The organism is Lachnospiraceae bacterium KGMB03038, from assembly GCA_007361935.1.
Classification (GTDB): domain Bacteria; phylum Bacillota; class Clostridia; order Lachnospirales; family Lachnospiraceae; genus Massilistercora.
In genome coordinates, this window is the sequence record CP041667.1 from 2,164,743 (window position 1) to 2,178,372 (window position 13,630).

General features: G+C 48.3%; 10 protein-coding genes and 1 pseudogene. 1 reads left to right on the forward strand and 10 read right to left on the reverse strand.

Translation table 11 applies throughout. The features are described from left to right. Positions 1-75 precede the first annotated feature (75 nt). The 6 genes from FND36_10530 to FND36_10555 form a co-directional block, all read right to left on the reverse strand. Positions 76-861, reverse strand: a complete 786-nt coding sequence (locus FND36_10530; GenBank protein QDW74431.1) for an amino acid ABC transporter ATP-binding protein — start codon at positions 859-861, stop codon at positions 76-78. Between the two features lie 12 nt (positions 862-873). Continuing rightward, the gene (locus tag FND36_10535; GenBank protein ID QDW74432.1) at positions 874-1,560 is read right to left on the reverse strand and encodes an amino acid ABC transporter permease; all 687 of its coding nucleotides are present in this window, start codon (positions 1,558-1,560) and stop codon (positions 874-876) included. A 49-nt stretch (positions 1,561-1,609) separates the two neighbouring features. Further along, a complete protein-coding gene (locus tag FND36_10540; protein QDW75609.1) occupies positions 1,610-2,428 on the reverse strand; it encodes a transporter substrate-binding domain-containing protein in 819 nt (272 codons plus the stop codon). A gap of 104 nt (positions 2,429-2,532) precedes the next feature. After that, a complete protein-coding gene (locus FND36_10545) occupies positions 2,533-3,312 on the reverse strand; it encodes a hypothetical protein (GenBank protein ID QDW74433.1) in 780 nt (259 codons plus the stop codon). Next, positions 3,287-4,570, reverse strand: coding sequence for a hypothetical protein (locus FND36_10550; protein ID QDW74434.1), 1,284 nt, complete (start codon positions 4,568-4,570; stop codon positions 3,287-3,289). Before FND36_10550 ends, FND36_10545 begins: the two co-directional genes overlap by 26 nt. A gap of 20 nt (positions 4,571-4,590) precedes the next feature. After that, positions 4,591-7,884, reverse strand: coding sequence for a hypothetical protein (locus tag FND36_10555; protein ID QDW74435.1), 3,294 nt, complete (start codon positions 7,882-7,884; stop codon positions 4,591-4,593). A gap of 129 nt (positions 7,885-8,013) precedes the next feature. Between FND36_10555 and FND36_10560 the strand changes: the two genes are divergently transcribed. Next, positions 8,014-9,102, forward strand: a complete 1,089-nt coding sequence (locus FND36_10560) for an aminotransferase class I/II-fold pyridoxal phosphate-dependent enzyme (GenBank protein QDW74436.1) — start codon at positions 8,014-8,016, stop codon at positions 9,100-9,102. 102 nt (positions 9,103-9,204) lie between these two features. On the opposite strand, the gene FND36_10565 is transcribed toward FND36_10560, so the two are convergent. From FND36_10565 to FND36_10580, 4 genes and pseudogenes are all read right to left on the reverse strand, one after another. Further along, positions 9,205-9,549: a cupin domain-containing protein gene (locus tag FND36_10565; protein ID QDW74437.1), complete on the reverse strand. Its 345-nt coding sequence runs from the start codon at positions 9,547-9,549 to the stop codon at positions 9,205-9,207. Positions 9,550-9,737: 188 nt separating this feature from the next. Then, positions 9,738-11,735 (reverse strand): FtsX-like permease family protein, encoded by a 1,998-nt coding sequence (locus FND36_10570; GenBank protein ID QDW74438.1) that lies wholly within the window; start codon positions 11,733-11,735, stop codon positions 9,738-9,740. Further along, the gene (locus FND36_10575) at positions 11,728-12,495 is read right to left on the reverse strand and encodes an ABC transporter ATP-binding protein (GenBank protein ID QDW74439.1); all 768 of its coding nucleotides are present in this window, start codon (positions 12,493-12,495) and stop codon (positions 11,728-11,730) included. The genes FND36_10570 and FND36_10575 overlap by 8 nt, the downstream gene beginning before the upstream one ends. 120 nt (positions 12,496-12,615) lie before the next feature. After that, a pseudogene (locus FND36_10580) lies at positions 12,616-13,619 on the reverse strand (HAMP domain-containing histidine kinase). Positions 13,620-13,630 lie beyond the last annotated feature (11 nt).

The following is a 13,630-nucleotide window of genomic DNA, read 5'->3' on the forward strand; positions in this document are numbered from 1 at the left end:
ATACCATAGTATTGGGGGCAAAAAAGCTTTTTGCCCCCTTGTATCTTTCATTCTATCAGATATTTTTCATTTCCGCTACCCATTTGTAAAACGGGAAAGGAATTGTCTGGTTCTCTCTTCTCTTGGATGTTCCAGTACCTCTTCCGGTGTTCCCTGTTCCATGATCCGCCCTTCATCCATGAAAAGCACCTGGCTGGAAACATCCCTGGCAAACGCCATCTCATGAGTAACTATGATCATGGTAGTCTCCTGATCCGCCAAACTTCGGATTACTTTCAGCACTTCTCCTGTCAACTCCGGATCAAGCGCAGAGGTAGGCTCGTCAAAGCACAGGATATCCGGTTTCAGCGCAAGAGCGCGGGCGATCGCCACTCGCTGGCACTGGCCTCCCGACAGCTGATGGGGATAATTATCCATCCGGTCCTGCAGACCCATTTTGGCAAGGAGCTCTTTTGCCTCTTCCCTGATCTGCTCATGGATCTCTTTCTTATGCTCTTTATATCCCGGCTGTTCTTTAGCCAAAAGTTCCTTGGCCAGCATTACATTTCCCAAAGCCGTATACTGCGGGAACAGATTGAAAGACTGGAATACCAGCCCAAAATGAAGCCGTTTCTTACGTACCGCTTCCTCCTGTGTAGTCACAGGATCTGCCGCGTCAAACAAAGTCTCCCCGTTCACCCGGATCACGCCGCCATCCGGTCGTTCCAGGAAATTCAGACAGCGCAGGAGAGTGGTCTTTCCGCTTCCGGAAGATCCGATGATGGACAGCACCTGTCCTTTCTCCAGAGAAAAGCTGATATCCTCCAGCACCTTTGTCCGGTCAAAACTTTTATTCAAATGCTCTACTTCCAATATTGCCATCAATTCCACCTCCTATCTGAAATAATCCAGTTTCTTCTCCAGTCGTCCCAGGAGCACCGTAAGGATCCCATTGAAGACAAGATAATAAACAGCGGTGAAAAACAATGGCCAGATCACGCCCGCGATTCCCTGGGAACCTTTCAGGAATGACTGTCCCGCCCAGATGATCTCCTGCAGGGCGATGATCCTGGCAAGTGAAGTGTCTTTGACCAGTGTAATGATCTCATTGGACATTGGAGGCACGATCCGCTTGATCATCTGCAGCAGCGTAACCTTAAAGAAGATCTGGCTTTTGGTCATGCCAAGCACCAGACCGGCTTCCTCCTGTCCGTGGGGCACTCCTTGGATACCGCCTCGGTAAATCTCTGAAAAATAGCAGGAATAATTAAAAATAAAGGCAACTGATGCCGCCATAAACCGGCCTGTCTCTCCTCCTCCCCAGATTGGATTGTTAAGCACCAGTCCAGGAAAGAAATAGATAATCAGCAATTGGATCATCAGAGGAGTCCCTCTGATGATCCATACAATAATCCTTGTGAGATATCGCAGCGGCCGGAAACGCGACATAGATCCAAATGAAATTACCAGTCCAAGCGGAATCGCTCCCAGAAGAGTTACAAAAAACAATTTCAGCGTCTGAACGAATCCTACATTCAGAGACTGGATCACGATTGGAAATTGTTCTAATATCTGTTCCATGTTACAGCTCCATCTTCTTTGTATCTTTTTCTAAAATAGCAGCCTTGATTTACTGCTCAACCAGGGCCGCCTGTACGCCGTAGGTCTCCGCGCACTCCTGCATGGTCCCGTCTTCGTAGCATTGAGCGAAAAAGCTATTCAGTTCTTCCGCCAGATCCGAACCCTTACGGAATCCAACGCCATACTCTTCCGTGTTCAGGCTTACCGTATAGGTCAGGTCCGCGTAGCTGGTTCCCTCTCCGATCATGGCTGCCGCCATCAAAGAATCGATCACAGCCGCGTCAGAAGTCCCCGCCGCAACTTCCATCAGAGCATCCGCCTGGGCGGTCACCGCTGTGTAATTAAGGCCGCGGGCGCTTACTTCCGCTTCTCCCGCGCTTCCCGCCTCAACAGCAAAGTTCAAGTCCGCAAGACTTTCTTCGTCCTGGTACTGATCTGCCACATCATTAGGAACCACTACGACTTGCGCGTTGTTGAGATAAGCGTCTGTACATTCCATGGCGCTGGTCACTTCATCGGTCAGGGTCATACCATTCCAAACACAGTCAATGGTCTGTCCTTCCAATTCCAGGATCTTATTGTCCCAGTCAATCTCCACAAATTCCACGTCTACGCCCAGACTATCCGCGAAGGCCTTCGCCATATCCGCGTCAAACCCGATCCAATCTCCATTTTCATCCTGATAATCCATAGGCTCAAAATTCGTGATCCCTACTACAAGGGTTCCTTTATCCTGTACGTAAGCTTTGTCGCTGCCGTCAGAGGAGCTGTCTCCCCCGCTCTCGCCAGAATCTCCGGAGCCGCAGCCGGCAAGCATGCCAACCATCATAACAGCCGTAAGCAGTAACGCAAGCGTCTTTTTCATAATCGTTTCCTCCTTGATCTCCTTCATACTTCACGATCTATGTACTGCATTGTTGTAACAATTCATCAATTGATTACTTTACCATGCTAAATCGCTCTGTTATCGTATCACATCCCCTGATCCTTGTCAATCCTGCGATACTCTTTTTTCCAGATTTCAAGCTGTTCACCTGGGATTTCAGGATCCGTATCCCTATGGATCCTGCGAAGCTCTTCTTTCAGTTTCTTATCTACACTAAGATAAACTGGATTCCCGGAAAGCAGCTTCATGTATTCCTCCTGGGGGTACGCTTTGGAATAACTATAGAGATAGGCCTTTATCATATCCCGATCTTCACAGAGGCTGCATGCCTCCCGGTACGCGCTGGCCGCCTCCTCATAAAGGAACAGACGTCCATAAGCTGTCCCCAGACTCGCGTATACCCTGCCGTAGAAAAGCTTATCTACAGACTCATCCCGCTTTTCTCCCACAATAGACTGGTAGATCAGCACGGCAGCGGAATATTCTCCCCGCTCCAGAAGACTGTCCGCTTTATATTTCAGTTTTTCCACATCTTTCTGGCTGTGCAGCCGCTCCAGGATCCCTTGGACTTTATTGATCTCTGACGCGGCGTAGATCACAGACTCCTGAAGGATCGTAAGGATAAACTCTTCTTCCGAGCAATCCTTGGCCAGTTCATCCTGAAGCTTCTCCGCAAGGAGAGGCATCTCAAGCTCTGTCCTGATCCATTCACACAACTGCCGGTTCATGATCGTTTGGTCGATCAGATATAGATTGTTGCAGATATAATAGCATAATTCTTCAATCGTATAGACCCGGATGTGGAGTCTTGTGATCTCATAGGGCTGCACGGCCCGTTTGTTATGACATAGAATTAAACTGCCCATGGATTCCTCCTAAGTGTATGGTTTTCTCCGTCTGAAAACCAGACGAAGGGAAAAATTCTCCAAATCCAATATCCCTAAATGTCATGCGGCAGGTCCTCTCATCCAGGAATAAAAGCTCGATCCGAAGCCGCAAAGAGTAATCCTTCCGTTCCGGCAGCCCTTCCAGGGAGACGGTTTCCACTTTCAGTTCATCCCCTGCCAGCGTCTCCACATGGATCTCAATATCCGACGCGTCTTCCAGGATCACTTCCCATTGTCCATCCGCTTCATACCAGTGGGTGCCCCATGCGACCACCGGATACCATCCTTCTTTTCCTCCCACCCGCATCCGCAGAGTGATCTGCTCTGTCATCTTCGTCTCATCCAGATACACCGGGCCATCATCGTATTCCAGACATCTGCGCATCGATGTATAACAGGCTCCCCGGCTGTATAAGTTATCTCCCACGAAAGCCCGTCTTCCGTTACAGAGCACCTTTAAAGAGGCCGGATACCAGTTGTTCTCAAATCCTTCCCCCGTCAGATAGACTGAAGAAACCACCTTTTTATCAAACACATTCTGGATAAAGGATTTAAAGCTCTCATCCGCGTCTTTGGCTTTCTCCGCGTTCAAAACCGGATAGATCGCCTCCAGCTCCTTCATATGGGCGCTGGCCACCTCATCCACCGTGACAAACAATTCTCCCCCTTTGGCTCCCACTGTATTCAGCCTGCGCAGCATATACGCGTTGATCCTTTGGCCGTCACAGAAAAACAGGGCAGACTCATACTGCCACAGCTCTTTTGGCTGGTAAAACATATACTGGCAGAAGCTTTCTTTGTAATCCTGTACACAGATTCGCTCTTTCGGGATTCCAAGATGATTTCCGATGCCTTTGAGCAGTTTCGACATATCTACATTGGTCTCCGGGACGGAAAAAGTAAGATATTTGATCTCATCAAATGATTCCAGAGTAAGCTGGATAAATTTGGCCAACAGCCAAACCCCGTCATACACTTTTCCTCCAACCCTGGCCTTTTCCCGTTTCACTGCCTTTTGATACAGATCAGTGACCGTACAGTCGCCGCCGGCGATCGCCAGTCTTTTCGCTTCTCTTCCGTAGACCCACCGGTCCTTGAAGTATCCCAGCACAAGCGGAAGCTGACTGACGCCCGCGGCCAGTTCCAATGTCTGCGGCTCATCTTTCGCCGTATCATAATAACTGATCTGGCAGGTTTTCTCATTTAAATCATATCCAAGGATACCGCCCTTTTTCATATACTTACTCCCCTTTTTGATTAATACCTCTTGAAGATCTGCCGCGCCGCCTTCTCTTCTTCTTTAAATCCGATCATTGCCCGCTTCTTCCGGGCCGGCGGCATCTTGATCATTGCGTTGAGTTTACTGTATTTACCGCTCTTTTTCCGGGCTGGCGGCCCTATTTTCTTTGTCTTTGTCGTGTATGTCTTTCTCCCCTGCTTCTCCTGGAAATAATAACTGAGCACCTCGTCTCTATATAAAATAAACTGCTTTACATACAGATTGTCATACACTGGTACCAGCATTTCCTCATGAAATCCCAGCTCTTCCCGCTCTCCGCTGCGGATCTTGTAAAACAAGGCAACCCGGCTTCCCGGCCTGGCCTGATAAGAAAGCATCACCTTATCATAGAGCTGTACTTCCCGCAGCCAGCCTTCCGGATACTTTAAGTATTCTGGGAAGATCAATTGTTTTTCACACATCTCCCGCAGTGTCTGATGGAGGACATTCTCAATCTCAGCCGGATAATCCTGGGCAGAATAATATTTCAGCAGGGCTGCCTTGCAGATATCCGGCAAATCTTCTTTCTTCTCACATTCATTGGCTATGATCTCAAAGATGCAGGAATCTACCGTCCTGCCGCGTACCACATATTCTTTTGCGGCAAACGCAAGATACGCCTGCCTCACACGGAAGTACACATTATTCGACAGATAATAGTCTTCAAAGATCTTCTCCTCTTCAAACATATCCTCTGTAAAGACCATCTGGGTAATGATCCGTTCTCCCAGCTTATGGGAGGCGATCCCGTATTCCCGCAGCGCTTTCCACAGCCGCTTCATATCCGCCGTGGCGCCGCAGTAACAGTCCGACAGATACATCAGCGTCGTCTTATCATACTGACCTCTGCGGAACAGTTCAATACACAGGTACGTGAGAAATTCGTCCTCCTGGTAATTTTCTTCCCGGATCCTTCTGCTGCACAGCCGTAAGACTTCCCGCTCATCGAAGACATTTAAACCCTTTAGCTGAATATTCTCAAAAGTTACTTCTTCTCTGGGATCCGCTTCCTTCCATTTGCCCACTGCCGCCCCGTATTTCCTGCACACTTCCACGAAATGCGGCTCATAGAAGAGCCGTTTTGTCTCATAGGGGATCGAATCCGTATAATATCTTCCCTCCTGGGATTCCCAGATGATCCGAGATTCTTTATCATAAAGGAAGACGATAGTCTGCCCCTCTTCCGCGTTATAAGGCACTCTTTGCTTGACTGTTCCATCTTTTTCGATCACCAGGACGCAGTTCATGCCCGGTACTTTAGTCGTGATCGCATAGGCAAAACAGATGTCCCTCATAGCCTCCATCCGTTCCGCGTCCATATCCTCTTCCTTGCAGAACCATTTGTACAATGTCCGCAGATGTTCTGTGATATGGCGTTTCAAAAGCTGCTCCCAGGTGAAACTGACCATCTGTTCCCGATACGCAAGATACAGGTCCTCGCCTCCAACTTCATAAGTCAAAAGATTGGCGTAAAGGAAAGCTTCCTTCTTATAATCCAGAGAATTCCCATGGGAAAAATACAGGAAAATAGCCTTGGGAAGCGGCCCTTTCTGTTTCTCCGTATCTAGGGTGATCATGTAATATTCGTATAATTCCGCAATCTTGAGTTCCTCTTCCACCGCCCGCTGATACCATTCAAAATACCGCTTTTCCGTTTTATTCCCTTTGATCAGCAGCGTACAGATCGTATTGAGGATCATGGTCTCATTGTACATCTTATAAAGCCGCTCCAGAATCCGGAACAAGGGTTCGCTGTAGTGCTTCTGCTGACTGGCAAAATTGGCGATATAAAGAGCCAATTCTTTGGTCATCAGCCGGTATTTCGTGGCGAAATTCAGCACCTGTATCTCAAATTTCCCAAGTTTTTTAAGCAGAGTAGGCTTTTCTTGATAACAGAGATAAGATTCCAGATAAAACAGAACCTGGCAGGTTCCAAACTCAAACTGCTGTTCCAGCACTTCCAGCCTTTTATAAGGATTGCGATAATGAGAATCCAGTTCCAGGATCATCCGCAAAAGCTCCCAGGAATCCTGGCGGCGCATGTAAGCTTTGCCGATCTCGTCCAGCACCCGCTCCGTATAACTTGACACTCCGCGGACCAGTGCTGTCAGATAGAGATAATAGCAGTTGGTCAGCGGATCTTTTCCGATGGCAAACCGGTTATAATTATAATTCTCCAGAATCCATTTCGCTTCTTCTTTCTTCTCTCCCACCAGGTAGATATTTGCCAAAAGAAGCTGATACATCTCATTTTGGGGATCCATCCTGCGAAGTTCTGTCGCCTTTTCGATGGCGCTTTCCACCCAGGAGGACCGTTCGATCCTTCCCGCCGTATATCCCACATATTCCTTGAGGATCTGGGCCATCAAAAGCTCCGGCACGTGATGGTCCTCATGATATTCCTGGTTTTCCATCACTTCCACCTCATAGACCAGCGTCTCATAGGGCGTGACAAAACGGACCGCCCCATAATTACGGCCGCCGTGCAGGTATTCCGGACGGATCAGGTACTCCATCTCATATCCGTTGCCCACAAAATCCTCCGTACTGATCTCTGTCCGGGTCACCTTCAGGAAATCCCCCTCTGTTACGATCCGGATGGGCATATATCCCCAGGTATTCTTCATCAGGGAGATTACTCCCTTGGTCGATTCGTGCACATCCTCGTAGAGCATCCCCTCTCCAGGAAGAGTCAGGAAAATACATTCCTTCTGCTTGATCCCTACCAGGAATTCTTCCAGCGCCTGATCTCCCAGGGACCATTTCCGCATATTGTCATACAAGTAGAAAATACGCTCGTTTTCATATTTTAAAATCTCATAGAATTCTGTGGACCGGAAGAGTCTTCCCGCCTCCGAGAAATCTTTGATCGCCAGTTTCCGAAAATCATCGGTGCTCTGTACCTTTCCATAGGTGGTCATCACGTATGGACGTTCGATGATGGCTGTAAACGCCAGTTCAAACTCCCCGCCGGTACATACTACGGTAAACGTCCCCTTCTCCACATGTCCGGGACGAAGGCCTGTTCCGTCATAGGTAAATTCCAGCCGTATCTGCCGTCCCTCAAAGCCCTGTTCTCTAAAATGGACACGAAAAGAAGACGGGTATACTAGTCCCCGTATCACACTGTCATTATTACTTTTTATCCCCAAACTGCCCCTGTATACTTCCCCTTCTCCGATTATCAGGACCAGATTCGTTTCCTCAAACACAACTTCCGGCTTTTCCTGCCTGAAATCGCCTTTGGAAAATTTCTGAATCTTATTTTTCAAGTCTGACACCTGCTTCTTTCGTTGCTTTTTCAAAAAAACATATTATAATGAATTATAGCATTGAATGAACGGTCATGGCAATGCCGGAAGTACAAAATCTTCGAAATACATGATAAAGGAGACTTGTTTATGGGTAAAAAACCGGAATTTCATGGAAGCGACCTGGAAAAAATCGAAGAATACTATCACATTCCCAAGGAAGAGATCGTCTGTTTCAGCGCGAACGTCAATCCTCTTGGACTTTCTGACACAGTACGCCAGAAACTGGTCCGCAATCTGGATATCATATGCCGGTACCCGGACCGGGCTTACAAAAGTCTCCGTCAGACTATCGGCGCGTACTGCGGCGCCGACCCGGCCCATATCGTGGTCGGAAACGGCTCTACAGAACTGATTTCTCTTCTGATCTCCCAGCGGGCGCCAAGAAAGGCTCTGGTCCTTGGCCCCACTTATTCAGAATACGCAAGAGAACTTTCCTTAGTAGGCGGTTCTATGGAATACTATCATCTTCGGGAGGAAGATGATTTCATCCTGGACATTGACGACTTTCTCTCCCACATAGATACGGATGTCGATATGGTGATCTTATGCAATCCCAATAACCCCACCTCCTCCGCTATCCCCTGCCGGGATATGGAGCGGATCATCTGTGAATGTGAGAAGAAGGACGTATTCGTCATGATCGATGAGACTTATGTGGAGTTCGCTCCATCCGTCTCCCAGATCAGCGCCGTATCTCTGGTTCCCAAATATGATCACTTTATGGTCATCCGAGGCGTCTCCAAGTTCTTTGCCGCTCCGGGGCTTAGATTCGGTTATGGGATCACCAGCAACGAACGATTCCTCACAGCCCTTTTGACCCATCAGAATCCTTGGAGTTTGAACAGCATCGGCGCTTTTGCCGGCGAAGAAATGTTAAAAGACCAGACGTATATCCAGAAGACCCGGGCCCTGATCGCCAGCCAGCGGGAAGAAATGCTCCGCCGGCTGGCCGGCTCCGAAACCTATAAGACCTATCCCGCCTACGGCAACTTTATCCTGGCCCGGATCATGAAAGAAGGGGTAACCTCTTTCGACGTGTTTGAAAAAGCCATCCATCAGAAGCTGATGATCCGAGACTGTTCCTCCTTCGCGGAACTGGAAGGCGAATACATCCGGTTCTGCATCATGCTGCCGGAAGACAACGCACGCCTGATGGACTGCCTGCTGGATGTGTAGGGCCATTTGGGTACACCGCAAAACGCAATTGGGGACGTAGCCTTTTTAAACTTTACTACGTCCCCTGTTATTATTTTAACATTTTCTCTTCTCCCGCATCCTCTACTTTTTCAAGATCAATGCCACAAATGTTAAATCCTCTGTTCCATTATTCTTCATTCCATGCCCATCTCCGTCTTTGCAGAAGAACACGTCTCCCGGTTCCGCAGGAATTGCCTTTCCATTATCGTCATACATTCCTTTTCCGGACAAGATATAATACGTCTCCGTCTCCCCGTGATGCTCGTGATGCCCAAGCTCGCACCCCGGACATAATGTTACCTTGCTGAACATCTTACAATGCTCTCCCAATTCTTCCGGAGAAAGCAGCCCTTCTTTCATAATAAACCCGGCGCCGCCGTTGGCACGTTCCACCTTCACAATCTCACGTTCTCCAGCTTTTGTCATAAAAATACCTCCTATTCCTTACTCCTTTGCAGCAATTAAAATCCATCCATCGGTGGAAGATTTTCTATAAAAACAATACATCCGCCAGCCAAAACTGTCAACCGGGTACAGGGCAAATTGCGTTTGGGTACACCGTAAAATGCAATTTGGGACGTAGTACTTTTAAACTTTACTACGTCCCCGGTTAATTAATTCACAATTTTATAATACTCTTTTGCTGTTACAGCGAACACGATTACATAAAACACTGCGAACACTGCTCCTGTCACTACTGTGCACACGGCGAATAATGGTACGTTTACCAAGTTCAGTGTGGCCAGCAGCTTTGTGATGACTTTGAACGCCACGGCAATATGAATGAATGCCGCGATCAGGGGCAGGAAGAAGACGGTAAGCACTTGGCTTCTGATGGAACGGCGCACCTCTCGTTTGCTCATTCCCACTTTCTGCATGATCTGATAGCGCTCTCGGTCGTCATATCCTTCTGAGATCTGCTTATAATAAATGATCAGTACGGTTGCCATCAAGAACATAATCCCCAGATAAAGCCCGATAAAAAGGATTCCGCCGTACAGCAGGTAGAAACTTTCTTTGCTCAGTTCTCTGCTCTCGCATAGAGCGCCGGGAAACTGGGCGTTCATGATCTCTTCCTGCAGCTGCTGTGACATATCGGCCTTCTCCTTGTCAGAGCCTATCATATCAAACCCTGTCACATATTCTATCTTGGTGGCGTCTTCCAGGTATTCCTTCTGCATACCGCTGTGTTCCCTTACATAAGCCATCACTTCCTGTATTTCCTGAGTGTCCCTGACAATGAGGTAAATGCCGTGTACCGTCCGGGTCTGGTTCTTTGGCTCGATCTTCAGTTCTTCCGGCTCGCCTTTTACCTGATAGGTCTTATCCGCGATCTCCAGAGTTTCCTCCCCGTAGGTTCCTTCCGGGTCGTAAGCCAGCACTTCATCCTCCTCAAGGGTTGCATCCTCTCCCTCCATCTGATTATAGTCTTCCAGCGGAATCAGATAAACCTCATATATCGAAGATACTGCCAGTCCATAATCCTGGTCAGAAGCCAGATCAAACTGCTTTCCTTTCCGTACAGCCGCCGCGCTTCCCTCGTGATACGCCAGTATATTGGTCCGTTCCACTCCATATTCATCCGCCACGCTTCCGATCAATTCCTGAAGCTTTTCCTCCTGTCCGCCCGATTCCGGCGCTATCGTCACAGAGAATTCCCTGGAAAAACGGGCGCTCAGCACATCTTCCATTCCCACATACAGGGAAACCGTGCTGGAGATAATGACCAGTACCATTGTGCTCAGGATACAGATATTGGCAAGTCCCACTCCGTTTTGCTTCATCCGGTAGATCATCCCGGAGATGGAGGTGAAATGATTCGGCTTATAGTAGAAATTCTTTCTCCTGCGCAGCGCTTTCAAAAGAGCGATGCTTCCTGCCACAAATAGAGAATAGGTCCCCAGGATCACGCAGACCACCGCCACAAAAAACAGCTGCAGCGCAGCCAGCGGCGCCTCAGTTGTCAGCGCGATATAATATCCGATCCCGATCATGACCAAGCCAAAAATCGTAAGAAGCCACCGAGTCTTAGGCTCTTTCTCTCCCTGACTGCCGCCGCTTAACAGCTCAACCGGTTTGGCATGTCGGATCTGCAGAAGATTGTAGGCCAGCGTCATTGCGAAAATGATCAGGAACAGTCCCACAGCCGCCATCAGCGCAGGGACAGACACCTCGAAAGACATTCTCACATCATAACGCACGATCTTCAGCAGGATCAGATACATCAGCCGGCTGAACACCAGGCCAAAGACCAGGCCGGCCCCGATACTGACTGTTCCTGTCAGAAGCGTCTCTACACACAGCATTTTCGCAATATGCCGTTTCCCCATTCCAAGAATGTTATAAACTCCAAGCTCCTTTTTTCTGCGTTTGATCAGGAAGCTGTTTGTATAAAACAAGAAGATCACCGCAAACACTACCATAATATTAGAAGCAATGCCAAGACAGCTTTGAAGCGCGCTGTCATCAGGAATACTGCCGCTTCTCCCCAAAGCATTTATAATATAATACATCATGACTGTCAGAGCGGCCGTCAGGATATAAGGCAGGTAAGTCTTGCGGTTATTCTTCAGATTGGTCAGCGCCAGTCTGGTATAGATCGAACTACTCACCGCTCTCACCTCCTGTTGTCAGCACCGTCAGCGTATCCGAAATCTTCTGATACATCTGCTCATTGGTGAGGTTCCCCCGATACAGCTGATGGAAGACAATGCCGTCTTTGATAAAAAGAATCCTCTTTGCGCTGCTGGCCGCCTTGATGCTGTGGGTCACCATCAGAATCGTCTGCCCATCCTGGTTGATCGCGGCAAACAACTGCAAAAGCTCATCCGCCGCCCTGGAGTCCAAAGCCCCGGTTGGCTCATCTGCCAGGATCAGCTGGGGCTTGGTGATCAGCGCTCTGGCAATGGCCGCCCGCTGTTTCTGTCCCCCAGACACCTCGTAGGGATATTTCTCCAGAATATTTTCAATCCCAAGCCTTTGGGCGATGGGTTTTATCTTCTCCTCCATCTCCGGATATTTCCTGCCGGAAAGTACCAGCGGCAGGAAGATATTATCCTTAAGAGAAAACGTATCCAAAAGATTAAAGTCCTGAAACACGAACCCCAGGTTCTGCCTCCGAAACGCCGCGATCTCTTTTTCCTTAACACTGCTTAAATCCCGCCCTTTCAGATAGACCTTTCCGCCGGTGGGCCGGTCCAGCGCCGCCAGAATATTTAAAAGCGTGGTCTTGCCGGAGCCAGACTCTCCCATGATCGCCACATATTCCCGCGGCTCTACAGAGAAATTCACATCTCTTAACGCCTCTACCTGGTTTCCTCCAAACCGGGTGGTATATATCTTCTTTACATTTTTTACATCCAATAACGCCATGTTTTTCCCGTCCTTTCCTTGTCTGTTTTTCATTACAAGGTTATTATAGAAAAAGGGAAAATGTACTGCCATTGATTTGGATTACATTTTCCCTTTCAATCTTACAAAAATGTACGGTTCTTATTCCAGACGGTAGGTATCGCGGTCCAGCCGCAGATAGACGCTGGTCCCCTGTCCCACCTGAGAACGGATCTCAATCTTGTGCCCCAGCCGGTCCAATATAGATTTGCACAGATACAGCCCGATTCCGGTAGATTTCTTATCTCTGCGCCCGTTATAACCGGTAAATCCTTTTTCAAACACTCTGGGCAGGTCCTCCGGCGAAATTCCGATCCCAGTGTCCCGGATCACCAGCGCATCCTCCTCCATATAGATGGAAATGCTCCCTTTTTCGTATATTTTAACCCATTAGAAAGAATCTGTTCGATCACAAAGACCAGCCATTTTTCATCGGTCAGCACCCGCTTCCCGGTTTCTTGAAAGTCCAGTCTGATCTTCCTTAAAATAAACATTTTAGAATATTTGCGGATTGCCTGGCGGATCACGTCATCCAGCTGATATTCCTGAAAATCAAGATCTGAAGACATATCCCCCATCCGCAGATAGAGAAGGACCATTTCTACATACTGCTCGATCTTAAAAAGTTCCACCTTCATGTCGCGCCTCAGCGCCGACTCCTTATCTCCTTCCTCTTCCCAGGACTGGAGCAGTATCCGCATAGCGGCGATAGGCGTCTTGATCTGATGAACCCACATGCCGTAATAATCCGCCGTCTCCTGCTTGGAAATCCGCATATCGGATTCAATCTCCAGTTTATCTTCATAAAGCCTGCGCAGGATATTCTGGTAGTCTTCTTCGATCAATGTGCCTGGGGCCGGCATGCCTTCCAGCTCTGTAATGATCTTCTGCTCTGTCTCCACAAGGGCGCGATGTCTTCCATAATATCGGATGAATCCCGCCACTCCATATACAAGCACCCAGACAAACGTCAGAAGAAATCCGTACTTTACCGCTTCCAGTTCAATATTATAGAGATAGAAGACCACAATAAAAACGCCCGCAAATCCTGCGTACAGACAGATATCCTTGATATGTTCCCTGCAAAATCTTCCCAGAATCCTCATTTTTTCTCTCC

Excerpts from the sequence above, each read along its gene's own strand:
- FND36_10530 (QDW74431.1), bottom strand. The coding sequence starts at position 861 with ATGGCAATATTGGAAGTAGAGCATTTGAATAAAAGTTTTGACCGGACA.
- FND36_10535 (QDW74432.1), bottom strand. The coding sequence starts at position 1,560 with ATGGAACAGATATTAGAACAATTTCCAATCGTGATCCAGTCTCTGAAT.
- FND36_10545 (QDW74433.1), bottom strand. The coding sequence starts at position 3,312 with ATGGGCAGTTTAATTCTATGTCATAACAAACGGGCCGTGCAGCCCTAT.
- FND36_10550 (QDW74434.1), bottom strand. The coding sequence starts at position 4,570 with ATGAAAAAGGGCGGTATCCTTGGATATGATTTAAATGAGAAAACCTGC.
- FND36_10560 (QDW74436.1), top strand. The coding sequence starts at position 8,014 with ATGGGTAAAAAACCGGAATTTCATGGAAGCGACCTGGAAAAAATCGAA.
- FND36_10565 (QDW74437.1), bottom strand. The coding sequence starts at position 9,549 with ATGACAAAAGCTGGAGAACGTGAGATTGTGAAGGTGGAACGTGCCAAC.
- FND36_10575 (QDW74439.1), bottom strand. The coding sequence starts at position 12,495 with ATGGCGTTATTGGATGTAAAAAATGTAAAGAAGATATATACCACCCGG.